Origin of the sequence: Spirosoma sp. KNUC1025 (assembly GCF_045160025.1) — a bacterium.
Taxonomy (GTDB): Bacteria; Bacteroidota; Bacteroidia; order Cytophagales; family Spirosomataceae; genus Spirosoma.
Genome location: NZ_CP087139.1, coordinates 2,235,426 through 2,260,652 on the forward strand (window position 1 = coordinate 2,235,426; position 25,227 = coordinate 2,260,652).

Annotated in this window: 20 protein-coding genes and 1 pseudogene; 9 read left to right on the top strand and 12 right to left on the bottom strand. The window is 47.0% G+C overall.

Annotated features, from left to right (window positions below; translation table 11 throughout):
- Nucleotides 1-153: 153 nt before the first annotated feature.
- The 4 genes from dinB to LN737_RS09730 all read right to left on the bottom strand — a co-directional run bounded on the left by dinB (nt 154) and on the right by LN737_RS09730 (nt 5,162).
- The gene (dinB, locus tag LN737_RS09715) at nt 154-1,236 is read right to left on the bottom strand and encodes a DNA polymerase IV (RefSeq protein ID WP_405518341.1); all 1,083 of its coding nucleotides are present in this window, start codon (nt 1,234-1,236) and stop codon (nt 154-156) included.
- Nucleotides 1,237-1,302: 66 nt separating this feature from the next.
- On the bottom strand, nt 1,303-1,602 hold the full coding sequence (locus LN737_RS09720; protein ID WP_405518343.1) for a helix-turn-helix transcriptional regulator: 300 nt from the start codon (nt 1,600-1,602) through the stop codon (nt 1,303-1,305).
- Between the two features lie 327 nt (nt 1,603-1,929).
- Nucleotides 1,930-4,098, bottom strand: coding sequence for a choice-of-anchor A family protein (locus LN737_RS09725; protein ID WP_405518345.1), 2,169 nt, complete (start codon nt 4,096-4,098; stop codon nt 1,930-1,932).
- Nucleotides 4,099-4,997: 899 nt separating this feature from the next.
- A complete protein-coding gene (locus LN737_RS09730) occupies nt 4,998-5,162 on the bottom strand; it encodes a hypothetical protein (protein WP_405518347.1) in 165 nt (54 codons plus the stop codon).
- 548 nt (nt 5,163-5,710) lie between these two features.
- Between LN737_RS09730 and LN737_RS09735 the strand changes: the two genes are divergently transcribed.
- Together LN737_RS09735 and LN737_RS09740 are read left to right on the top strand one after the other, a co-directional pair.
- A complete protein-coding gene (locus LN737_RS09735) occupies nt 5,711-5,890 on the top strand; it encodes a hypothetical protein (protein WP_405518348.1) in 180 nt (59 codons plus the stop codon).
- A 147-nt stretch (nt 5,891-6,037) separates the two neighbouring features.
- Nucleotides 6,038-7,210: a low specificity L-threonine aldolase gene (locus tag LN737_RS09740; RefSeq protein ID WP_405518350.1), complete on the top strand. Its 1,173-nt coding sequence runs from the start codon at nt 6,038-6,040 to the stop codon at nt 7,208-7,210.
- A 47-nt stretch (nt 7,211-7,257) separates the two neighbouring features.
- Here the strand turns inward: LN737_RS09740 and LN737_RS09745 are convergent, their stop codons facing one another.
- Nucleotides 7,258-8,244 carry an amidohydrolase family protein gene (locus LN737_RS09745; RefSeq protein WP_405518352.1) on the bottom strand — a complete coding sequence of 329 codons (987 nt, stop codon included), beginning with the start codon at nt 8,242-8,244 and terminating at the stop codon, nt 7,258-7,260.
- 253 nt (nt 8,245-8,497) lie between these two features.
- On the opposite strand from LN737_RS09745, the gene LN737_RS09750 reads away from it, so the two are divergent.
- Entirely contained in the window at nt 8,498-10,039 is a 1,542-nt protein-coding gene (locus LN737_RS09750; protein WP_405520362.1) for a M81 family metallopeptidase, read from the top strand.
- Between the two features lie 31 nt (nt 10,040-10,070).
- On the opposite strand, the gene LN737_RS09755 is transcribed toward LN737_RS09750, so the two are convergent.
- Nucleotides 10,071-10,895 carry an SGNH/GDSL hydrolase family protein gene (locus LN737_RS09755; protein WP_405518354.1) on the bottom strand — a complete coding sequence of 275 codons (825 nt, stop codon included), beginning with the start codon at nt 10,893-10,895 and terminating at the stop codon, nt 10,071-10,073.
- A gap of 190 nt (nt 10,896-11,085) precedes the next feature.
- On the opposite strand from LN737_RS09755, the gene LN737_RS09760 reads away from it, so the two are divergent.
- Nucleotides 11,086-11,628 carry a hypothetical protein gene (locus tag LN737_RS09760; protein ID WP_405518356.1) on the top strand — a complete coding sequence of 181 codons (543 nt, stop codon included), beginning with the start codon at nt 11,086-11,088 and terminating at the stop codon, nt 11,626-11,628.
- Nucleotides 11,629-11,651: 23 nt separating this feature from the next.
- Here the strand turns inward: LN737_RS09760 and LN737_RS09765 are convergent, their stop codons facing one another.
- The 4 genes from LN737_RS09765 to LN737_RS09780 form a co-directional block, all read right to left on the bottom strand.
- Nucleotides 11,652-14,225, bottom strand: coding sequence for an alkaline phosphatase family protein (locus tag LN737_RS09765; RefSeq protein WP_405518358.1), 2,574 nt, complete (start codon nt 14,223-14,225; stop codon nt 11,652-11,654).
- Complete coding sequence (locus tag LN737_RS09770) at nt 14,225-14,395, bottom strand: hypothetical protein (protein WP_405518360.1); 171 nt, start codon at nt 14,393-14,395, stop codon at nt 14,225-14,227. Before LN737_RS09770 ends, LN737_RS09765 begins: the two co-directional genes overlap by 1 nt.
- A 125-nt stretch (nt 14,396-14,520) precedes the next feature.
- Nucleotides 14,521-15,918, bottom strand: a complete 1,398-nt coding sequence (locus LN737_RS09775; protein WP_405518362.1) for a bZIP transcription factor — start codon at nt 15,916-15,918, stop codon at nt 14,521-14,523.
- Entirely contained in the window at nt 15,869-16,234 is a 366-nt protein-coding gene (locus LN737_RS09780) for a hypothetical protein (RefSeq protein ID WP_405518364.1), read from the bottom strand. The genes LN737_RS09775 and LN737_RS09780 overlap by 50 nt, the downstream gene beginning before the upstream one ends.
- A 471-nt stretch (nt 16,235-16,705) precedes the next feature.
- On the opposite strand from LN737_RS09780, the gene LN737_RS09785 reads away from it, so the two are divergent.
- The 5 genes and pseudogenes from LN737_RS09785 to LN737_RS09805 all read left to right on the top strand — a co-directional run bounded on the left by LN737_RS09785 (nt 16,706) and on the right by LN737_RS09805 (nt 22,549).
- The gene (locus tag LN737_RS09785) at nt 16,706-17,710 is read left to right on the top strand and encodes a Gfo/Idh/MocA family protein (RefSeq protein ID WP_405518366.1); all 1,005 of its coding nucleotides are present in this window, start codon (nt 16,706-16,708) and stop codon (nt 17,708-17,710) included.
- A gap of 114 nt (nt 17,711-17,824) precedes the next feature.
- Complete coding sequence (locus tag LN737_RS09790) at nt 17,825-19,177, top strand: Gfo/Idh/MocA family oxidoreductase (RefSeq protein ID WP_405518368.1); 1,353 nt, start codon at nt 17,825-17,827, stop codon at nt 19,175-19,177.
- A gap of 61 nt (nt 19,178-19,238) precedes the next feature.
- On the top strand, nt 19,239-20,009 hold the full coding sequence (locus LN737_RS09795; RefSeq protein WP_405518370.1) for a glucosamine-6-phosphate deaminase: 771 nt from the start codon (nt 19,239-19,241) through the stop codon (nt 20,007-20,009).
- The gene (locus tag LN737_RS09800) at nt 20,006-21,205 is read left to right on the top strand and encodes an N-acetylglucosamine-6-phosphate deacetylase (protein WP_405518372.1); all 1,200 of its coding nucleotides are present in this window, start codon (nt 20,006-20,008) and stop codon (nt 21,203-21,205) included. Before LN737_RS09795 ends, LN737_RS09800 begins: the two co-directional genes overlap by 4 nt.
- A gap of 28 nt (nt 21,206-21,233) precedes the next feature.
- Nucleotides 21,234-22,549: pseudogene (locus LN737_RS09805) on the top strand (sugar MFS transporter).
- Between the two features lie 115 nt (nt 22,550-22,664).
- Here LN737_RS09805 and LN737_RS09810 read toward each other — a convergent pair.
- Nucleotides 22,665-23,216: an RNA polymerase sigma factor gene (locus LN737_RS09810; RefSeq protein ID WP_405518373.1), complete on the bottom strand. Its 552-nt coding sequence runs from the start codon at nt 23,214-23,216 to the stop codon at nt 22,665-22,667.
- Between the two features lie 939 nt (nt 23,217-24,155).
- Nucleotides 24,156-24,569, bottom strand: coding sequence for a response regulator (locus LN737_RS09815; protein ID WP_405518375.1), 414 nt, complete (start codon nt 24,567-24,569; stop codon nt 24,156-24,158).
- Nucleotides 24,570-25,227 lie beyond the last annotated feature (658 nt).

Sequence of the window (25,227 nt, forward strand, 5' to 3'; positions counted from 1 at the left end):
AACGCCCAGCTTGGAATGAAGGCGTAAATTAGTTGGAAAATCGTAGGGATGCGGTAAATAATACGTCGGTCCGAAGGCGTATTGGTAGGCAGGCAAGCGTTTGTCCAGGCTATAAACCAGATCTGTTACGTAGCATCTATGTCTGCGGGCATCTCACAGATTCAGTCGGAGTTGGCCATTGGTAGGCGTAGCGTCTTTTTCCTGAAGGCTCGACAGAGAAACGCCCAGGAGCCGGATTCCCTGCGACAGAGGTAAGATCGACTCCAGCAACTCCAGCAGTATCCGCCATAGACCTGGTTTGTCGGGCACAGCATGTATCAGACTACGGCTGCGGGTTATCTGATTAAAGTTCGCGTATTTGACCTTTAGCGTAACCGTTCGACCAACGATCTGCATTCGTTCACAGTAATCCCACACTCGGTCAACCAGCGGGGTAATGGCCTCTATTAAAGCGGAGTGCTCCTGTAAATCCTGCTCAAACGTAGTTTCCGCGCCAACTGATTTCCGAATTCGATTCGGGGTTACGGGCCGGGGATCTATCGCTCTGGCAATGAGGTAATAATGATGACCTACTTTACCGAACGTCTGCGTTAAAAACGCTTCCGTACGATGCCGAAGGTCCAGTCCGGTAAAAATTCCCAGCTCATTCATCCGGGCCGCCGTTACCCGGCCAATGCCGTGAAACTGCTCTACGTTGAGTGACTCCACAAACGCCAGCCCCTGATGCGGTTTAATGACATATAACCCGTCGGGCTTATTGTAGTCAGAGGCCAGTTTAGCCAGGAATTTGTTGTATGAAACACCCGCCGAAGCGGTTAAGCCGGTTTCCTGCCGAATCTGATCTTTAATAGCTAGTGCTGTTTGTGTAGCAGAAGAGTGGTTCGCCAGATTTTCCGTTACGTCCAGGTAAGCTTCGTCCAGCGAGAGCGGTTCAATCAGCAGTGTGTATTGTTCAAAAATGCACCGGATTTGCCTTGACACCTCTTTGTAGACCTCAAAGCGGGGCTTGACAAACATAAGATTCGGACATTTACGGACAGCCATTGAAGACGCCATGGCGGAGCGTACGCCAAACCGGCGCGCTTCGTAGCTGGCCGCAGCAACAACGCCCCGAAGTCCAGCGCCACCGACGGCTACAGGTTTACCTCGCAAGTCCGGATTGTCGCGTTGCTCAACAGATGCATAAAACGCATCCATGTCGATATGAATAATTTTACGGTTTTCCGGTTGCTCCACGACCCTGCCTAATCAGACTGCCAAATTAGGGTTCTTTTCTGAAAAGGCTTTAGCGTTTAACCGTATTTAACGGCTCGCTGATTTTTCGCGTTTGAGCAGCAGGTGGATGAGCTGGGTAGGCGCCGAGTCAGTTAAAAAATAGCGCGTCTCCTTACCCGACCGTTTGCTGTCTAAAAGTCCACGATCTTTTAATTTGACCAGGTGATGCGACAACAGCGATGGCTCAATTTGGAGTTGCTCCTGTAATGCCGACACCTTGAGGGAGGGCTGCTCAGCCAGAGCTAAGATGATCCGAATGCGGCCGGGATGGGCGATAATTTTCAGGATTTCAGCGGCCTGATCAATTTTTGTGTCTGTAGTTAACATGGGAAGATTGGTTAATGTATATGAAGTGAAATTATGGTATGAGTAATACTAACTCTTTAGTAACGTATCAATGATAAAATTAACGTATAAATATACTTGATTAGTTAAATATAATAACCCTCCTGTTCCTGTTTGTTAGAAATACTAGATAATGACAATGCAACGAAAGAAACTGGCCTGTATCCGTACTGCCTGAACGGTACTGTTTAGCAGGCAGACATGTAAACGGTTTGCTTAGGTTTTCTGGGCCTGCGTGGAGTTCTAAGTGTTTCGGGTCGGAATTTCCTAAAGCTCTCCAGCATAATCCGACCCGAAAACGTACCAGGCTTATTGCTGAAAAAAGTCGATTTTATCCGCGTCTGTATTGTTGGTGATTATACCCTCGCTGCCGCTACCTCCATCAATTACTGTTGTGAAGGTTAACGTACCTGAGGTTGCTCCGGGAGTCAATTTGCCCACCAGGCCGAACGAAAGAATGTTTCCGGCGTCAATCGACTGATTAGTGGTTAGCACGTAATAATCTTCGTCGGAGTCTGCATCAAAAGTCCAGGCGGAATTGGTTACGTTACGTCCTCCTGCCGAGGTGGCTGTGGCCGGAAAGCTCAATGATACTTTAGGGTCTTTATTAAGCTTGACTGTAACTAACCCTTTGGTAGCTATTCCTTTTAGCTCAAAAATATCCACGACCACTGTAATGTTGGTTGTGCCATAAACTGTGGATGGCCGAGCGTAGATAATCGGCGTCAGATCAGGTAAGCCAAATTGCATCGTAACTGTAGCCGGAGGGCTGAGCAGACTCGCTGCGTCTCGCTGTGCATACGTGAAACTTACGATGACGGAACCATCGGTGGGATCTGCCTTGAGCTTAGTAGGATCATAATTGGCAATAACCTGATTGAGTGTGACGAGTGAGTTATCGTAATAAAGCGTTCCGTTACTGGCCAGACTTGTAATGACCAGCGTATTGCTAAGGCTGATGCCGGTATACGTACCATCTTCCAGGTCCGAACCCGTCAGCGTTGGTACGGTAACTGTATTGCTTCCGCCAGGATTAAGTTGAGCGGCAGCGGTTTTGGCGTCGGCAACCGGTTTTTTGTCTACGCCAAAATTTGCCTCGCTTATACTCGTGGTCGTCACAGCTACTGCTATAATCCCATCGGCCATCCCATCGTTACCAGCGCCACTACCGATATGTTCACCCGTGTTTACTACGTTGTTGGTCAGGCTGGCGCCAGGAGGGTTGTTGCCTACAGTACCGGCTGAATTGGTCAGGATTAATGAGTAAGACGTATTGGCTGTAATGCCGGTGAATGAGTAAGTGCCACTGGAAAGCGCTGTTGAAGCCAATACTTTTCCGTTGCTGCTTACCAGATTAACGTAGAACGTATTGTCTGACAGGCTACTAACCGCTTTTCCGTTGACAGTTCCATCCACCAACCCGTTGGCATCATCGAAAACCGTTCCTGAAATAGATAACTGGACATCCCCAAGCGGAACAGTTACTACGTCGGCGTTAAATGGATAGTGGTGCATTTCGCCCCCCGACTGTACAAACGAGTTTGCTATCAACTGGCCTTCGATGTTAGACTGATTAACTGTTTTAACAACGTTTGCCAGTGGAGCGAGCAGGCTACCTTCAATGGTAGAGTTTCCTTCAATGGATAACTGAGTTGTATTATAAAAATTCCATAGAATATAAGGCGCATTGTTGCCACTCACACCACCTAAGCTGGGTGTATTCCACCTAAAGGAGCCCATTGCGTTTACGTTGATAATCAATACCTGATTTGATGAAGGAGCATCGGTGTAGGTCAGGTTCTGAATCTGGTTCAGGTCTGCGCCGGTTACATTCCAGACGTTTATTCCCGAATACAAACCTATCTTGACCTGACTTGGCAGATTTGTTTCGCTGATGGGGTGCCCATTAGGGTTAGTTAGTTTTACACGTGATTCTTTCTGCGATAGACTTAATGAGTTGTTCGTAAGGGCAACAAAGCTGTGTGTAAAGTCAACCACATCACCCTGACAAATGGGCGAGTTCGTTTCTGTTGAAGAATTGGCGTTTTTATTAATGAGAATATTTGGCGTATCGCTATAGCCAGCGGTCGATTTGGTAATCCGCATGGTTGAATAAGCCCCGTTATTGTCTTTATACCAAACTTTCAGAGCGTCGGTCGATGCATTGCCTAAGCAGGAACCAATCTTGGCGCTGGTGTTGCTATTGACCTGAAGTGTACCCTGCTGCAACTTAACACCCCCACCAACAACCAGCCCGATCGGATAGCCATTGACGGTGAACGAAATGGCGTTATTCCGAACAGCTACCTGGTAGTTACCTGCTACAGTCAGATTACCGCCTATTCCCACAGCGCCTTCGCTTTCATTGGTAGTCAACGTAGCGTTTCCTGCCAGAAATACATTGAATTTATTAGCCGCTGCCAACGGATTCTGAGCAATTGTTTTCCCCGCAAAGCCTATAAACAATACTAAAAGCAACGCTGAGGAACGAAATGAAGTGAAGCGAGAACTGATAATGTAGAAGCCTTGAATTACGTTAAAAATAATCCTATAAAAGCCTCGATAGTTGATAGATATAGTAGTGAATGGGAAAGGAATAACTCGTTTCATTAAGGCAGATTTTTAGTATGTGAGGTCAGTCAAAATCACGAAGTGAATTACTTTTTGATCTTGTCAGCACTGCTCTGGACTCTTGAAATAATCATTAGTCACGTATTACTGAAAAAAATTTACCTTCTTTTTTACAATTTTCGTTTAGATGAATAAATGCATAAGGCATTAGTAATCATTGTAATAGCCATACATAATAAATTATTATCCACGTAATAGTTATAATATTTCACTTTAAATAATTATTTGTTTATATGTTATTGTGATTCGTTAACATTAGATTATTATTATATAAAGTAAGTATCATATTATTGCGGAAACATCGGCTTCCATTACGTACGAATTAAGCAATATGGGTATATGGAAGAAATACAAAGACATTAAGCTATGTCTTACACGCCGTATAGCTGTATATATTTATAAATGAATCTGATTCTCGAAAAGGGGGAGAGCTATGTTTAAAAGTTAACCCCTAATGAGGAAGGGCTGTTCATTGCTGCCAGTAGTGGGTCGGCCTGACGTCAACCTGGTAGATCAGACAATAAACAGAATGCCAGTTACCTAACAAAATGGCTTTGCAGGGAATGATCAGAATCAGGAATTTGGTTGATTTAGCCTATTAGCTCAAAAAAAGTTATTTTTCAGTTTTGAGTCAGTTCCTGCAGTGGCTGATCGGCAGTTGTGTTGCCTATTTTCCGGGGTCTGGCTTTTAGTTCGAAATCGGTGCGTCCTGAAAATTTTACGTATTGAAGCTGGGTTACCAACTATTACCATGCCACAACATCCTGTTCCTGAAAACTCATTCTGATGCTAGCGATTTTCCCAAACTTACTTTCCAGTTCAAGTAACATTGCCAATGCTTCGCCATACGTTTTATGACGCGTTGTAAAACTAATTCCATCAGCGATGATGATGAGTATGTAAGGATACATGTTTGATAAAGAGCAAAACAGTTGCAGTATCAAAAACAGGTAACTTTTTTTGAGCAATATTAAACCCAATGAATCAATAGCGCGGAAAGTAATTAAGCATATATATACTTATGAATAAGTATGTAATTATAAAGTTAATTAACATAGCTAATATACAGTGTGAGTTTGCAATGCTGTGGTTGAAATTTATTGGATGGTCACAAAAAGTAACTTTTTTTGATTAAATTCTGAAGAATATTTGCAAATACAGGGCTAAATGCTTCAATTTGCATTCTAAGGACAATCACTAATCCGAATTGGAGAAGTCGGTTGGCCAACTTAGATGGGATAATTGGGGGGTTATCTATTGCTAGGGTAAATCAGGCTGGCTCAACTTTGTTGTGCAATAAAATTCGTAATAACAATAGCTTATTACTGGCCAAAGAGCCTGATACGTTTTTTGCTCAATGATATGAAGTATTAACCAGCTATGGTACTAGCTGGGGCTTTGTTCTCGTTTTAAAAACAAATGTTAGCCTGATTATTGAGCCGAATAAACGTATCCGCTTATGCAACAGAAAAACTTGCCCGGTGAATCCCAATCAAAAAAAGAACTGGAGAAAACGACACCTGAAAACGTTCTGACGGTCGAGTCTTTTGCTTATTGGCTGGCTATGTATCGGTCCCGGGTTTATCAGATTTATATGCCGTACGAGCGAAGCAAGGTCAATAAACTTGGTCTTCGCTAATTTTTCTGTGTACGCATCCTGTCTGCCACCGTCTTTACGGCTGGTTGTTTTATCCGGTTTGTGTATTAAATTGCCTTTACCGGCCTGAATAGCTTCTAAATCAGTACAATCAGCTAACAAGAGCGGGATTTGCTATTAGAAGCTACTATGTTTACCAGAAGAGATTTTCTACGTTTTTCTACAGTTTCGGCCGCGCCATCCTTCGTTACGCTGGATGACATTTCAAAGCAATGGCCAGGGGGTGATTCCGAGCAGAAACCCGTCCGGTTTATGGGCGACGGCCCCATTTATTCGCCGGACCAGTATATTGCCAAACTCGGACAAATTAAGCAGGCCGCGCCAATCGAGTCGGATTTTTACGGAAAAGGTGGCTGTGTAGATGAGCTGACCAAACAATTTGCGGCTATAACTGGCAAGGAGGCTGCCATCTATCTGGCCTCGGGTACGTTGGCCAATCAATTAGCGATTTCTGTTCTCAGTGGTGAAAATACCAAGGTATTCGTTCAGCAAACCAGCCATGTTTACCGAGACGAGGCCGACGCGGCTCAATCCGTTTTTGGTAAGCGACTCATTCCGCTGGCTCCTGATAAAGCCTATTTTACGCTAAACGAACTTCAGCAGTCTATCGAAGACCATACCAAAGGGGAAGTTTTTCAGAGCGGCATTGGCGCTGTCTCGATAGAAAATCCCGTTCGTCGGTGCGATGGTCAGTACGTCCCTATTGATGACATTAAACAAATTGCTGCCTTCTGTCGGCAGCAAGGGTATAAACTTCATCTGGATGGGGCGCGTCTTTATCTGGCCTCTGCCTATTCGGGTACGTCGGTGGCTGAGTATGCCTCGTACTTTGATACGGTTTACATTTCACTTTACAAATACCTCGGTGCGGCTGGCGGGGCTGTTTTGTGCGGTCCTAAATCGATTATTGATCGTATGGAGCATTTAGCCAAAGTTCATGGCGGAGTCGTTTTTATGAGCTGGGCCAATGCCGCCATGGCTCTGCATCATCTGGCAGGACTGGAAGATCGGTTGAAACGTAGCGTTCTTCAGGCAAGGCAACTGTTTGACCGGCTTAATGAACTGCCTGAACTTAAAATCAAACGTATTGCCAATGGAACGAATATTTCAACGGCTCAACTAAACCAGTCTGTCAACGCCCAAAAGCTGACAGACAATTTGTGGCAACAACATAAGATAGCCTGGCCGATGGCTAAAGCGGATGGTTCATTTAAATTGATGGTTAACGATAGCCTGTTGAACCAGACAAACGATCAACTGGTAGCGGCCCTGAAAAGCGCCATTCAGACGGCTAAAGCGTAATTCTCAACTGCGGGTATGGCACAGTGCTATACCCGCAGTTGAAATGCTTATTTAAATTTACTGGCATCCAGCCGGAAAAACCGGACAGCGTTGTTGAACATAATGTCCCGTTTTTGATCGAACGACAGATAATCCGCATTTTCGATCACACCAATGGAGGCTTCAAACAACTTAGGCCAAACCATAAAATCGGTGCCGTACATAATTCGTTTGCCAAAGCCAGCCTGTACCAGACGTTTGAGATAGGCATGAATTTCTTCCTGCGGATAACTCCAGATAAAACCGGCCAGATCTACATATACGTAGGCATTAGCGCCCATTAGGGCAATCATTTCGTCAATCATGGGGTAGCCTGCGTGCATGACCCATATTTTCAACTTTGGATGACGGCCCAGCAGATCTTCCAACAGAAACGGTCGGCCGAGTGATGCCCGATATTTGGCCTGGGTGATATTGGCCATGCCGTTGCCGCCGGTACCCATATGAATGCCTACGGGTATATTCATCTTTTCTGCTACCGCAAAATATTGATCCAGACTCATATCGCTGGGCGAAAGTCCCCTGTACTGAGGAGCGACCTCACCCATGACCTGGTAAAAACCGGAAGAGAGCGAATCACTAAATGCTTTCACGCTCATTTCGTCGGGCGAACTAACCCCTATACCCGCAATCACACGATCAGGAGCTGCTTTTTTCCACTGGCGTAAAATTTGCGGATCACCATACGCTATAATGGTCATGTTGAGCCGCTTCATAGTTTCCAATACGGCAGTCTGCATCTCCTGATCAGATTTTGCCGGTTGCAGAGGGTCCACACAAGTTGCATTCAGAAAAGCCCGCATTTGTTGATTCGGATCGCCACCGGGCATATCTTTCAAAAACCACGGACACATTTCAATCGCAAAGCTGGGGTTCACTTTCATGGCGTGAACGTGTACATCGATAATAGGAAGCGGGCGGTTAGGAGGGGTAGTCTGTGCCAATGACATACCAGACAGCAACAGCCAGGCCGCAACAAGAATACGTGTTCTCATAGGTTATACCAGGAAGTGATTAGGACTAAGATAATTTGAAGACTGAGGTCGTACGAACCGTCGCCTTTCTTTACGTCAAAAGTACGTAAAGGTTTATTATGTCAAATATACATAAAGGCATTCTTTGTAAGTTTTTAGGTCAGCATCTGGCCTGAACGTGTCTTATTGACATTGTATTGCCGTATTTTCGTAGCGGATGCAAAATGATACGATACGTATGAAACAGTTCATTGTTGGGGTGGCGGCATGGCTGATGGCCGTTAGCGGGGTATTGGCCCAATCGACGAATAGCGGAGGAGGAACCGATTTGCCCCGAATCGCGATAGCAGGTTTAGGCATCGAATCCAGTACGTTCTCGCCGGCTATTACGCAGGAAGAAGCCTTTCATGCCCGATACGGTCCGGAAGTGTTCAATGCCTACCCCTTCATGATGGCCATCTCTCCACTACGTCAGCAAGCCAGATGGTTTCCTGCCATTGTGGGTAAATCGCTGCCGGGAGGAGCCGTAACGCGCGAAGCCTACGAGTCGCTGGTCAATAAAACACTGGATTCGCTCAAAAAATATGGTCCCTATGATGGCCTGTACTTCGACATTCATGGTGCTATGAGCGTAAAAGGGCTGGACGACCCGGAAGGCGATTTACTCACCCGTATTAGACAGGTTGTGGGGTATAAAACGCTCATTTCCACCTCTATGGATTTGCACGGCAACGTATCGTGGCGATTGGCTCAGAATTCTGATCTGATGACCTGTTATCGGATGGCTCCGCACGAAGATGCCATGCAAACAAAAGAAAGAGCTGTCGTCAATCTGCTGGAGCGAATCAAAAGCGGCAAAGGAAAACCAGCGTATAAAGCATGGATACCTATACCGATTCTGTTGCCGGGTGAAAAAACCAGCACACGTATTGAGCCGGGAAAGAGCCTGTACAAAGAAGTTGCACCCATTGCCGATCATCAGGATGGCATCGTGGATGCCGGAATCTGGATAGGTTATGCCTGGGCGGATGAACCTCGCAATCATGCCGTTGTGATGGTTACCGGCGATGATAAGGCGAAAGTGACACAGGCTGCTGAGAAATTAGCCCTTGATTTCTGGAACGTACGATCGAAGTTTGGCTTTGTGGCCCCAACGGCTACGTTGGAGCAAACCCTGGCTAAAGCACTGACCAGCCAAAAACACCCGTTTTTCATTAGCGATACTGGCGATAATCCGACCGCGGGTGGCGCAGGCGACGTAACGTGGACAATCACTCAGCTGCTGGCTCGTCCTGAATTCAAGCGTCCAGATGGTCCATCGTTGATTTATGCGTCAATTCCTGATCCCGAACTGGTGAAAAAAGCGATAGCGGCTGGTGTCGGTGGTCAGGTAGAAGGAGTGGCGGGCGCCAGGGTCGATGCTCGTTTTGCTCCGCCTGTCCCAATAAAGGGTACGGTCGAATCGATTGTAAAAGGAGATAAAGACGCTGAAGTAGAAGTGGTTGTGAAAGTGGGGAGCATCCACGTTATTGTTACGCAGAAACGCAAGCCCTATCATAAAGAGAATGATTTCACTCGCTTGGGCCTCAATCCCCGACAATCGGATATTGTCGTTGTGAAAATCGGTTATCTGGAGCCCGAGCTGTATGCCATGCAGGCCGATTGGATTATGGCGCTGACGCCCGGCGGAGTTGACCAGGATTTGTTCCGACTGCCGTATAAGCGGATTAAACGGCCCATGTTTCCGTTTGATGCCGACATGAAAACTCCCAACTTATCGGCTCAGTTGGTACCTGTATCAGGTACGGCTAAATAAGATCTAGTGAACGTACTGAGCGCCAGCTGTCTCAGTAGTTTTTGATGATTTTGGTTAACCGACGGCTAATCAGGGCATACCCTTTATCGGAGGGGTGCAGGCCGTCGTACGTTCTGTTGATGGCTTCAGGTGGATAAGGATATTCGTCCGTTTCGGGGTTGAAAGGCAGATCAATAAATTTCGGGTAGGAGTAGTTCGTATAGGTGCCCGTCTGCGGATTTTTCAACCGTTTGTACTTAACCAGTTTCTTTACGTTTAGCCCGTTAAGGTGATACAGATCTACGACAGGAAACTTTTCGTACTGGCCAATGGAATCGATAGCCATCGCAAAGGCTTCGAGCGACTGATTATTTTTAGGTTTGTAAGAGCCGTACGCGTTGTTTTTGAAGTTAAACAAATACACAAAATCTGCCCGTTGCATCGGCGTAATCAAGATGATCGGAGCTGCGGAATTAAGCTTCCTGAGTTTGTCGATAATCAGGCGAAAGGACCCGTACACAGTGGCGTTTCCCGTATTGTCCTGATAGTCCTTCAAACGACCCAGCGGCCGACCGGCCCACCAGTCATTCGTGCCCAGGAAAATTGAATATAAATCGGCTTTACCCAGTCCCAGGGTTTCGATCTGTTCGGCGATACGGCCTGCTGTCCACCCATTGTGCCCCTGATTAACGTAGTGAACATAAGGCAGTTGGTCGACAACCCTCGTCATGTAACCTTTGGTAACCCGCTTCCCAGTTTCATCCAGATGTTCGTTTAAGTACGTAATGGAATCGCCGATAGCTACCCACGTAAGTTCTTTATGGGTAAACGAGCTGAGTAAGGCAATCAGAGCGACAAACAGGAAAAACTGCTTCATGATAATCTGTTTAGTACGTTGGGTTAGGTAGATTTTAGTTGTCGCGATGATTTATAGACAGGCAATGTGAGCAGAAAAGAGAGTTTCAATACCTGTTTACTGTCGATAACGTGCTTGGTACTTTATTTTACTGACAGTATAATCTAATCACTTTACACAATGATCAGTTAACCCGAAAACCATTTTTGCTATGGCTAATCTAGTCTATCCCGATTTCAATCAGTATCAATTACCCAAAAAGAACGTACTGGTCATTAGCTGCATGGACCTTCGCCTGACCGACGATCTTGTGGATTTCCTCCACAACGATAACCTCGCCAATCGGTATGACCATTTTATACTGGCGGGTGCTTCTTTGTGCGCAACGACTCATCATCATTCTCTTTTCAAGGAGAAGGTGTTAGCTGATTACGGCAATTTCACGCATTGGAAAAACAACCTTTTCGAGCATTTGCAGCTGGCTGTCGATCTGCACGATATCCGGGATGTGTACATTATTGAGCATCAGGATTGTGGCGCTTACAGAGAATTTCTGAAGGATGGTGATTTCGCCAATAATGCAGATGAATCGGAATGTCATCGCAAGTTTGCCGAAGCCCTTTCCGGTGAAATAAGCGCTAAAGAGTATTACGATCAAAAGAAGCAGAAACCCTATAAGCTTCATGTTCATTGCTTCTTTATCGACCTGCGTGGCGACGTAGAACTGATGCACACAACGGCAAAGCAGGCTTGATTGCTCGTGAGCGTCGACACTAACTAATCGTCATCGTCATCGTCATCATCTTCGGCACCCGCTAATTCTGCCGGGTAGCGTTTTTTGCCTTTAGCTGTAAACCACAGGATGCGATTGAGCAGATCGTCATGCCCGCGGTCAATCTGGTAAAAGCCGTGTCGTATTGATTGATTGGCAAATCGCAAAGCAGGTCCTTTCAGGCCGGTTGGCGATGCATTCATTTCCGTCAGACTGACCCGATTGGGCAGTGTAGTGTAGCTGAACGACAGATCTGGTTTGTCTGTAAAACAATCAAACATGGGCAGGGCCGTAGCGTCGATTACATTCATAGGTGGTAAACCCAGAATTTGCTCCATAGTCCGAACCATGGAAGTCTGGTTATAATTCGTATGCACCGTTTTCTGCAAGCGCGAATAAGGGCTGACAACGAAGCCTGTTGTCCGATAGGCCGATACATGATCCCAACCAGCCTGCGAATCATCTTCGGTGATGAAAATGACGGTCGAGGCTGCAAACCGGCTGTGCGTTATGGCGTCAACAATACGTCCTACGGCCAGGTCATTATCGGCAACCATCGCTCTTGGCACCGGAAAAGCCGGATTCATGCCTGACGTATGATCGTTGGGCAACGACATGACCATCAGGTTTGGTAAATCAGCGTTGGGATTTGCCGCTGTTTCGTTCAGTTCCTTGATAAACGCATCGGCGCGCATCTGATCGCTGACGGTTTCGTCGTCGCATCCCGGAAAATTCATGGCGAGAATTGGCCTGACGCGGGAAATGGTTGTGGTATTGGTATACGAGAAGGGTTTGCTTTCCTGCCGCGCCTGATACAGGGTACGCCAGGTGTATTGTTTCTGGTCGAAATGGCAGGTACAGGCTTCTCCATACATCCGAACCGTTTTGCCGTGGTCTAGTGCATTGTTCCAGATAAGCCCTTTTTTGTCGTACACCATGGCGTCGTACAATACGTGCGGATAACTGCGGAACCAGGCCCGAACGCTCTTTTCCGTGTAATCCGTCACCATGGCTGCACTGGCCCAGTGATGACCCTCGGCCGATGATTTACCCGATACGTGGTAATTGTCCATTAGTAAATAATTTCGGGCAAGCTGGTGCTGGTTGGGGGTTATGCTATCACCAAATATGCACAAATCAGACAACCCATTTCCCTGCGGCATATCGCCCAGCACCTGGTCGTACGTGCGGTTTTCCTTAATGATATACAGTACGTGTTTGAACACGGAGGGTTCGCCAATCCGTTCGGGAACCGGCCTTGGAGCTATGTTAGGCCGGGGCGCCTGTTCTGTTAAAGCTAAGCGAAACTGAAGGCTTTGTTGTTTCACCTTTTCGGTATACTTGTTTAACTGAGTTTCATCCGGCACCGGAATGAACGAGATGGAGGCCAGCTGTTTATGTGAATTGTAAGCCTTAAGCTCCTTTCGGGATGAATTTTTACCCTGACTGCCCTGATCGACAGGATTCGCAACCCGGGCGCCAGCCGCTTCCAGGTTTGTTACGTAGAGTTCATTGTTGTTCACTACAATGCCCGACGGATAGGCCTGGGTTGGAATATACCCTTTTACCTGCGTATCGCCCATGCCCGACGTAGCATCTTTTTTACCTAAGGCCACCACACAGATGGCGTTATCCATGCCATTCGCTACGTAAAGCGTTGTCCCCTGAGGGCTGATGGCCAGCCCGTTTGGCGTACTGCCGATGTATCCGTTGCCCCGGTTGAACAGCCCAACGAAAATAGAATCGGTAACCTGCTGAGCCTGAACATCAATGACCGAAACATAATCGCTGTTGCCATTCGCTACGTACAGGAATCGCTGATCGGGGCTACTAATGATGGCGTTTGGGTGCAAACCAACGGGCAATTCCTTCTCGGCCTTGCCCTGCCGAATATCAAAGATCGATACCGAACCCTGCGCCATGGCTCCTGTTTTGGGGTCGATGTAGGCGCTTCCCCAGGGCACACCCGCCGTTTCCAGACCATCAGCCGCATTGGGAACCGGTCCTGCCCAGTTGGTTACGTACGCTTTGTCGCCCAAAATTGTTAGACCAAACGGCGCAACGCCGGTGGGGACTGTCCAGATTATCTGTTGATCCTTTACCCGGACTTTCACAAATTGATTGTTTCCGTTTAAAACGGTGTACAGATACAACTCGCCTGCTTCTTCCTTAACGACTACTTCGTTAGGTAAAGCGATGGTTGCTGGCGCGATAGCCTCAAACGGAATCACCCGGATCAGCCGCGCCTGAGAGCCATCCCAATACGCCTGCATAACATAGGAATTAGGCTTGCCCCGGCCGCCCGCTCCCCAGAAAATATACGTTGAATCGTGATGAACCACCGCCTTGATTCCCGAGAAGGAACTCATGCTGCCCCTGACACTCGCTGTTTTGTTGTACTCCCAGCGCGAAATCAGTTGATGGCGTTGTGCGTCGAAAAATGCGATACCAAACCGATCTTCAACAACAAGCGCTTTTTTGTCGGGTAGCAACACCGCATCCAGACTGTGATTTTCCAGGCTGGCATCCCCAAAACTGACCGATTGCCCGGCGGCATCGATAATTCGGTTGTAAGGCATTAAAAAGGGGAAGTCTCACCCGCCAGCGTACTGTCGTCAGTAGCTGTTTTATAGGCAGATGCGCGATTGTCGCTGCTACGCAGGCCGGGGCTGGATCGGTGACAACCCACCAGCCATACAACAAACAAGGTTATTAATGCGCAATGGTTTAACGTAACGTTGCTTTTCATGATACGGAGTGCTCAGCCAGAAACGGCCCTTAAAGATAGGTTTTCTGGAAGCCACTGAAGCCATACGTCCATAAACAAATGGTTAATCGTAGTTCATACGCGACAGGTGATCGGGAAAGCAGCGTTTAGTTCCTGGCTTTATAAACAGATGCGTTCAGCCGTTTTCCAATTTTTGCATTCTCGTGCTTTAACGCCTGATTTTCTCGACGGAGCGTGGCGACTTCTTTTTGCAGATCGATCAGGTACAGCGTTATCTCTTCAATCTTTTCTAGCAGTATGGCGTCCATTTTACCCAGGTCAACGCCATTCTTTACCACTTCCATTGCCGAAGGAATACCGGGCAGGTGGCCCGTTTGCTGGATATACTGATCGACTTCGTGCAGGCTCCTGAGCGGATAGTTCTTTGCAAATACGTGGTCGCTCCAGTCTGTCGTATTTTTAATGGCCACCTTTACTTTTTCCGTCAGGATACCGTTTGCAACGAATAGGGCGTACCCATCGGGCATTTTGCTGACGCCCTGCCCAATAACCACTCCATCACCAGTTACGTTGTGAAGATACTTTCCTTCCTGCTGCCACACGGCCTCCGGGGCTGATTCGCGAGCAGAGCCATTAACACTGGCTAACACTACGTTACCACTGCCGTCGACTGACAGGAATTTTGTTCGGTTCAGCAACGTAGCGGGCGAACTGCTGGTCAGATTTTCCAGTCGTAGTCCAGACGTATTAGCCACGCCAGCAGTGATGTGGAGTTTTGCGGACGGGGCGCTGTTGCCAATACCAACATTCAGTCGGCTCCCCAAGACCATGCTATTGCTTTGACTAACAACCGCATTCGCACCAATAGCGACGGCATTTGTCACATTCGTTGGATTGGCCGTTCCAGCTTTGGCGCCATAGCCAACAAACACATTATCTGAGCCGGTCTGGTTATTAGCCCCCGCTTTCTGGCCAACGGCTACGTTACGTAAGCCAGAAGTGTTGTCGAAGCCGCTCTGGTGACCTAGAAAAGTATTCGCATCCCCATTGCTATTGTACCCTGACTGATACCCTACAAGCGTATTCTGAGTATTTGAGGTACTAAAATACCCGGCATCGTTACCCAGAAATACGTTCTGGCTTCCCGTTATATTTAATATGGCGGCCCCACCCCCCATGTAGGTATTGTATGACCCCGTGGTATTACTCTGTCCGGCTCCATACCCCAGAAACGAATTGTTAAAGCCTGTTGTATTTCGAAAACCCGCGGCATACCCCAGAAAGGCATTGCCGGAGCCAGTGGTATTGTACTCACCCGCACCAGTGCCAACGAACGTATCACTATTGCCCGTTGAGTTGGTGTGGCCAGCGAAGTAGCCAATAAACGCGTTACTACTCCCCGACGTATTCGCACTCCCTGAGAAGGCACCTACGAACACATTACTGCTCCCCGTAGTATTGGCATACCCCACCAGATAACCCATGAAAGCATTGTCAGGAACCCGTTGAGTTGGAGTACCCTGCACCCCGCCCCAGATAAGCATTCGCTGATCCAGTGGTATTGTATAAGCCAGATTCCTGACCGATAAACGTATTATAACTGCCCGTGGTTGTGAACCGACCCGCATCCACTCCGTTGAAAGTATTCCATTTTCCTGATGTCAGTACCAGCCCGGCATTATACCCCGTTATTGTATTGCGATCTCCCGTAATTGGTCCGGCAGCACCCGCCCCCGGTCCGACCAACGTATTGAAGGTGCCCGGCGAAGCCGAATTGGGTGTGTTGGCTACGTAGTTACCCTGAGCCAGCAGCGAACTGGGCAGTGATATGAGCAGACAGACGTAAAGTGATAGCCGCATAAGAAGTTCAGATAAGTTGATCAATACCAATACTTTACTGAAAATTTACGGCGTTTTGATGGTCCATTCGGCTTCCTTTGAGGCAACGGTCAGGAATCTTCTGAATGGTGTCTGATAAGCGAGCCAAACAAAAAAATGCCCGGCTCATGATGGCCGGGCATTTTTGCTATTTCCTCATAACCTGAAAATCTTTCACCCTCCATACGTTAGCTTCTCCTCTACCAGTTATCGTAGTCCCTAATGCGTACGTTTGATATGACAAAGTTGTCCTTTAATGCATGAATACCACATGACCCAAGTCAGTTTCTCATATGATCCTTGTTGGCTCATTTATTTTTCAACCCTGTTCTCACCGATTACTTGTGTCCCATTTTCCCGGATTCTGAATTTTCAGACAGAGCCGGGGATATAATTTCTCAAAAACTGCCTTTACGAGTATATGCCTTTCGGGGCTGTTCTAAATTCGTTTTTATGAATCAGTCATACACGCGCCGGGCGTTTGTCAAAGGAGTATACGCTACGGTGCTTAGTCTGAGTTTACCTGATAGGTGGCTGCCTGCGATTGCGCCCGCCGGAAAACGCGTCGGAATAATCGGGCTGGATACGTCGCATAGCGTGGCATTTACGAATGTCCTTAATGCCCCCGATGCTCCTGCTATCTACAAAGGATATCGGGTAGTAGCCGCTTATCCATACGGCAGCAAAACGATTGAATCCAGCTTCTCCCGGATTCCCGGTTATAGCGATGAGGTAAAAAAAGCGGGCGTAGAACTGGTCAATTCGATTCCTGAACTATTGGAAAAGGTCGATGTGGTTCTGTTGGAAACCAACGATGGGCGGCTGCATCTGGAGCAGGCAACCCAGGTTTTGAAAACTGGCAAACGATTGTTTATTGATAAACCGATTGCGGCTTCCCTGACCGACGTAATAGCCATCTTTAAAACGGCTCAAAAGTACAATGTTCCTGTTTTCTCGGCATCTTCATTACGGTATATAAAAGGGGTAGAAGGGCTGGACAAAAGTCAGGTACTTGGGGCAGATACGTTCAGTCCGGCCAAACTCGAAAAAACCCATCCTGACCTTTTCTGGTATGGTATACATGGGGTTGAAACTCTGTTTACCGTAATGGGGCGGGGGTGCAGGCAGGTGGTTCGGATTCATTCCGACAGCTCAGACATTGTAGTGGGTACCTGGGCCGATGGCCGACTGGGCACCTTCCGCGGGACACGAACGGGTAAAAGCGATTACGGCGGAACTGTATATACCGAAAAAGCAAACATCGTGCTGGGGCCATATGGGGGCTATGAGCCTCTTTTGCAGGAAATTATTCGCTATTTTGATTCAGGGGCTGTACCCGTTACGCCCGAAGAGACCCTGGAAATTTTTGCGTTTATGGAAGCGGCCGATGAAAGCAAGCGGCAGGGTGGCGTGCCCATAACGCTGGAAAGTGTATTGAGTAAAGCGGGTAAGTTATAAAAACAGCCGTTACGTCGGTGGTGAAGATTGACCTCAGTATCGTATGTCTTTCCTGACCAAATTCGTAACCTTATTAAGATCAAAAGGATAAACCGAATCTAACCCAAGCAGAAAATGAAAACGCCGACAGATTCTCGCCGGGAATTTATAAAAACGACCGCAACGGGTGCCGTAGCGATAGCAGTAGGTGGTGTGCTGCCCGGTTTCAGTGCCCGTAGTTATGCCAACATTATAGGCGCTAATGAGCGTATACAGGTTGGCGTTATGGGTGTCAATAGTCGGGGGCTGGCCTTAGCTACAAATTATGCTCTACAGCCAAACTGTGAGGTAATGTATATTTCCGATGTCGATTCGCGTGCGGCCGATAAATGCATTTCTACCGTGGAAGGAATTCAGAAAAAGAAGCCAAGAGCGCAGCCCGACTTTCGAAAAGCGCTGGAAGACAAAGACATGGACGCACTGGTTGTGGCTGCTCCCGATCATTGGCACGCACCAGCGGCTATTCTGGCCTCCAAAGCTGGCAAACATGTTTATCTGGAAAAACCCTGTAGCCATAACCCACATGAGGGTGAATTGCTGGTAGCCGCAGCAGCCAAATACAAAAACGTAATCCAGATGGGCAACCAGCGCCGGACCTGGCCAAATGTGGCCGCTGCCATTGCTGACGTTAAAAATGGAGCAATTGGCCGACCGTATTTCGCGAAAGGCTGGTACACCAACAATCGCCCATCAATGGGTATCGGCAAAACGGTTAACGTACCGTCCTGGCTGGACTATGACTTATGGCAGGGGCCGGCTCCACGGCAAGCCTTTAGAGATAATCTGATTCATTATAATTGGCACTGGCGTTGGCATTGGGGAACGGGCGAGTGCCTCAACAATGGAACCCATATGGTTGACCTGATGCGCTGGGGGCTGGGCGTTGATTTTCCAGTACGGGTGACATCATCGGGCGGACGGTACCGGTATCAGGATGATTGGGAAACGCCCGATACGCAGGTCGTCAATCTGGAATTTGCTAACAATACCAATATCACCTGGGAGGGGAGAAGCTGCAACGGCAGAACGGTAGAAGGCAACAGTGTTGGGGTGGTTTTTTACGGCGAAACCGGCTCTGTAGTCATCGAAAGCGGAAACTCGTATAAAATCTATGATCTGGAAAACAAGCTGGTCAAAGAAATAAAGAATGATCTGCCCATCGATCCTCGTGATCGGATGAACCCGTCGCAAAAGCTGGATGCGTTTCATATTCAGAATTTTTTTGACGGTATCAAAAAAGGAACACCCCTGGCGTCGGATATCGTGAGCGGGTATAAGAGTACGTTGCTCTGTCAACTAGGCAATATTGCCCTGCGTTCGGGCGATGCACTTCGGATTGATCCGACTAATGGCCACATAAAGAACAATCCCGCTGCTATGAAGTATTGGAAACGGGACTACGAAAAAGGCTGGGAACCAACCGTTTAACCTGATTTTGATATGTATAGTTAATTGAAAAGTACTCTGTAAAACCGAAAAATAACCTACTATGACTGCGGTAATTGAGCAGGTTGATGCCTTGCAAATACGCGTTTTTGAGACCCGGCAGGCAATGGGTATAGCCGCCGGTGAAGCTGTTTCGGCTAAAATAAGAGTGCTGTTGCAGGAAAAAGACATCCTCCGGATTGTGTTTGCCGCAGCCTCATCTCAGAATGAACTGCTGGCCTTTCTGTCGGCTGATAAACGTATCGACTGGGCCCGGATTGATGTGTTTCATATGGACGAATACGTAGGGTTAGCGCCCGATGCACCCCAACGATTTGCTTATTTTCTGACCAGTAAGTTGTTCGATCACGTAAAACCTCGAAGGGTTCATCTAATCGATGATTCGGCCGGTGCGGCTTCGGCCTGTGAACGCTATCAGCAATTGATAACCCAGTCGCCAATCGATATTATTTGCCTGGGCATTGGTGAAAATGGGCATCTGGCCTTCAATGATCCGCCGGTTGCGGATTTCAATGATTCCGAAGTCATTAAGCGTGTGCAATTAGACGACGTTTGCCGACAGCAACAGGTAAATGACGGTTGTTTCCCGTCGTTTGATGCTGTACCTGCCGAAGCTCTGACATTAACCATTCCAACTCTGATGGCCGGGCAGCATTTGTTCTGTGTTGTACCCGGCAAAACAAAGCGCGAGGCTATCAAAAACACGCTCTACGGACCGATTACAACGGCGTGTCCGGCTTCCATTCTTCGGCAGCACCCCGATTGCACGCTGTACGTAGACCAGGATTCCTTTAGTCAGCCCGTAACCCAATGAACCCCGATCCTAAAAAACCGACCCAGCGTATTTGTGGACAGCATTACCAGACGGGTGAGCTATTGAGCATTACCTGTCGGGATGGGCTGATCAGTCAGATTGACTATTTGGCCGATAAACCGGAAGATATGCCACTGGTTGCTCCCGGTCTGACGGATCTGCAGGTCAATGGGTTTAAAGGAATTGATGTTAATCACGAAGCTCTGACGGTGGAAGATGTCGACACCCTGACGCAGACGCTATGGTCGTACGGAGTTACGTCTTATTTGCCAACGGTTATTACCAATTCAGATGATCGAATCATAACGGCGCTGCGGACTATTCACAAAGCGTGTGACCGTTTTCCGATGGTACAAAAAAGCATAGCTGGTGTTCATCTGGAAGGTCCGTTTATTTCACCCCAGGAAGGTCCCGTTGGGGCTCACCCAAAAAACCACGTAACAGCGCCGGACTGGCCCAGTTTCGAAAGGTTTATGGAAGCTTCGGGCCAGCAGATCAGGCTGATTACTCTTTCTCCGGAATGGCCAGAAGCCAGCGATTTCATCCGGCGATGTGTAGCGGACGGTATCATCGTCTCGATTGGACACACAGCCGCTACACCAGAGCAGATTCGGGAGGCCGTGGCCGCTGGAGCGCGATTGTCGACGCATTTGGGCAATGGCTCGCATCAGGTTTTGCCCCGGCATCCTAATTACATTTGGGAGCAACTAGCGCTGGATGAGTTAAGTGCCTGCATCATAGCTGATGGCTTTCACCTGCCCGATTCAGTACTGAAAGTGGTGATGAAAGTGAAAGGGAAACATACTATATTGGTAAGCGATAGTGTTGGGCTGGCAGGTTGCACACCCGGCTCATATAGCACCCATATCGGTGGCGACGTTGTCCTAACGGGGAATGGAAAGCTCCATCTGGCTGGCAAACCCAACGTACTGGCTGGCTCAGCCCAACCTTTAATTGGTGGTATTCGACACCTCCTACAGAGCCAGTTGGGTTCGTTAGGTGATGTCTGGAATATGGCTTCGGTGTACCCTGGCGAACTTCTCGATTTGCCCCAGAAAAAAGGCTTGTCGGTTGGGGCACCCGCCGATCTAGTCGTTTTTAAGCAAACATCCGATAGCCTGCAACTGCTTGAAACCTATAAAGCAGGCCTTCGGGTCTACCAATGTCAGCAGGCAGAGCCATCCGAACGTACTTAATTGACCAAATTAGCTAACTCATATCCGCATGGTCACAACCAACACCGCCGACAACCAAATCGCTACGTCCCGAAGCTCAACGGGTTCCATCGTGATCATTGGCGTTATGTTTTTCATTTTTGGCTTTGTTACCTGGATCAATTCTATTCTGATACCGTATTTCAAAATAGCTTGTGAACTAACTCACTTTCAATCGTATCTGGTCGCTTTCGCGTTCTACATTTCTTATCTGATAATGTCGGTACCCGCTTCGATGCTGTTGAAGAAAGTGGGTTTCAAGCGGGGTATGATGCTGGGGTTCTTCATTATGTCGGCAGGCGCACTGCTATTTATTCCGGCGGCTCTGACCCGCACGTATCTCCTGTTTCTGACGGGTTTGTTCACGATTGGCACGGGATTGGCTATTCTGCAAACAGCCTCAAACCCATACGTAACGATTTTAGGGCCTATCGAACGCGCGGCCCAGCGGATGAGCATTATGGGTATTTGCAACAAAACAGCGGGTATTATTGCTCCATTGCTGTTTGCTGCCGTTATTTTACGTAGCACCGACGCCGATTTGTTTAAGCAATTGCCACTCATGACCTCCAGCGACCGGGCTGTTGCGCTCGATGAACTGATCCGGCGCGTGATTGTGCCTTATGCCTGTGTAGGTACCGTACTATTCGGTCTGGGTCTGTTTATTCGGTTCTCGCCCTTACCCGACATTGATACGGAGCAGGAAAGTGACGAGCTGGTTATGGCCAATGCCGGTAAAACCAGCGTTCTACACTTTCCGCATCTGGTGCTGGGCGCACTGGCCATTTTTTTCACGTAGGCTCGCAGGTAATCGCCATAGATACCGTGATCGGCTACGCCAGTTCCATGAATATGTCATTGCTGGAGGCCAAAGGGTTTCCGTCTTACATACTCTTTGCCACCATTTGTGGTTATGTTATCGGGATCATTGCCATTCCCCGATTTATCCAGCAGGTCAATGCATTACGTATCTGCACGGGACTGGGCTTGCTGCTAAGTCTGGGTATTCTTTTCTCGAAAGGAGAAGTAAGCCTGCTGGGTCATCACTCAGACGTATCACTCTGGTTTCTGGTTAGCCTGGGGCTGGCTAATTCGCTGGTTTGGGCGGGTATTTGGCCTCTGGCATTGGCACGGTTAGGCCGTTTTATTAAAGCAGGGGCGTCGTTACTTATCATGGGGCTTTGTGGTAATGCGATCATGCCCCTGATCTACGGCTATTTTGCGGATATTTTCTCACTCCGGCAAGCTTATTGGGTGTTGGTTCCCTGCTACCTTTATCTTCTCTTTTATGCCGTATATGGGCATACCTTAAAAAGCTGGCGATAGGCGTCCGGCGAATCGCAGTTCGCTCAATAAAAAAACAGGCAAACTGTTACAAAACCCATTTTGATACATTACAGGTTTTTAAAAGTCTGCCAAATGGTTTCATAATCGGCTCTGGTCAGGCGGTCCGGTGTTGGGCACAGTAGAGCTGAATCTTCTCCCGGCTGCGCTTGAGCCGCATCTTGACCGCACTCAACTTGATGTGGTATAAATCAGCCAACTCCTCCAGACTAAGCCCTTCTTCGTACTTCTGGCGTAACAACTGCTGCTCGGCTGGTGCCAGGCTGGCCAGAGCCTGATTGACCAACTGAAGCGTCTCCTCCTGAAGCAGCACCTCCCCCGTATCGGGTACGTAATCGCCCAGCTCATCGGCCAGCGAGGTGGTGGGCAGTCGGCGGGCCAGACGAATCTGGTCGGCGCAGTAGTTGTAGGCAATGGTATTGATCCAGGTCGATAAGCTGGCCCGTTGCTGGAAGCCATCAATCTTATTGAAGACCTTGATAAAAATGTCGTGGGTGAAGTCCTGGGCTTTTTCCGAGTCGCGGGTCATAGCCAGGCATTGTCGATAGACTTTGTCGACGTACTGGTTGTAGAGGGCTTCGAAACTGGGTGTGGCAGGCGGGGGTAGGTATTGCCGACTCATCTCATCGTCAGATCGTACTCCATTCATAGTGTAAATAGGTGGTAGATTACTCAAAGTTATAAATTTAATGTATCTACGCTTATTTGTAGCCAAAAAGATTCTAATACGTTATAAATATGTACTTAATTTATCAGGCGGTATAACCTATGCTTTATTGTTGGCAATCTGACACCTAGTATGTTATGTGGAGCTACATACTTAAATCGGAAAGGGTCAGATTCTACTCTTTCTAAAATTATTTGGTTCGTGTTAGAAGTCCTGGGCGAGTTTTTTAGCATTTGATATACTTTCTTGAGTGTATACAGTCTATCTATCGGCAATTCGGAGAAAAAAGACATAAAAAAACGCCCGGATCAATATGCCCGGGCGTTTCACACCTTCCTCTTTCCTCTATCAACTACTTTAAATAATTTCAATGCACGTCTTTGACTTCGATATTTTAAGCAAATAGCTATACTGATACATTACCATTATGATTCTATTCATGTATTGGTTAAGTACAAGTTTACGGTAGCTGGAACTCTAAGAATTATAATTAGTAATACTATTTGTTACTGTTATTTAATAATATTATCTAAGTGTTTGTTTTAAGTACAATCAAAACTACAAATGATACTCTTTTTGTGTAATAGACTAGATCAGTGATTGAGCTGATCTTCATTATGTAATTTTATTCATATAATAATATGAAGCATGGATTTTATTGATTATACGGATAGTTACTAAGTAGCTGACAGGTCAATTTTTTGAGTTTCCTATGTAGAAGACAACAAAAAAATAGCCAATCTACATTCCGAGAGCGATTCGGTACGCTTTCTCATTCTGCAAACAGCTATACAAGGGGTGCTTTCGGAGGGTAATAAACAGTCGATACTGATACCAGTTCCCGTATCAGTATTTCTGGTTCTGAACGAATAAGAAGAAGTTAATAAAAGCCGATCTGTTCGAAACGGCCCGGTAATGTGTTTATAGATAACGATCTAGCTGCCAGTCATTATTAAGCTGCCGAATGATTTGATTGAGTGTGGCCAAATTTGTTGGCTTAGTAATAAAGGCATTAGCGCCTAATTCAAAGGCCCGCTGACGGTCCCAGTCCTGGCGGGATGTTGTCAGAACGACAATTGGGGTTTGTGTATAATCCGGATTGGCGCGCAATGTCTGTAGAACTTCAAAACCATCCATAAATGGCATATTAATATCCAGTATGACCAGACAGGGCTGAACGGGGCTTCGCTTAATGAGGTCTAGTAAATCAATACCGTTTGACGCAATTTCCAGCCGACAATCGGGAGCGTGTTGCTGAAAAGCCAATTGTAGCATGTACAGATCGTCATCATCGTCATCAGCAATAAAAACGCTGTGAGAAGGTTCTTTAAGCATGAGGATGTCGAAAGGTGGTTTTAGAAGCAATATACGAATACGTTCCGAAGTATTTTTGTACTACAAGTATCTATATTGAACTATCGGACTATAAAATTATAGTATTAAGTTATTTATTTTACCATAAATAGCCATTAATTTGAATAAAGATTGATTGAATCGGTTTTTATTTTCAGACTCTACTCAATAACCCTTTGGCATATTGGTGTGCATCAAGCGTAAAAAACGATCCTGAGTAAACCGTATTCTCAATTTATTGCCTGCTGTTTTAGTTACACTTCCGGCAATATAGTCTGATAAACACATCTTTATAGTAATCAATTACTGACTATTGTATATAAAAATGACAAACAAGCACCCTATTCAACAAATATATCCGTTATATTTTTTATAAAATTAATCCATTTTGTGATTTTTCTCGTTATAGGTTAAACAGATGCTCAACCTGTACGTTCATGAATAAGAAATCTTTTATTCCGACTCCCGGCCCCTGGACGTTGATGCTCCTGATATCGGGATTGCTTTTCCTGCTGGTCCTGTTCTGGATTATAAGCCAACTCGTTTAAATCATCTTGCTACGTCCGTTCGACTGTTAGCTGTAAGATGCTTTGTTTCGGGCCAGTTGTGGAAACAGCTCTTATGACTTGGTAGATAAAAG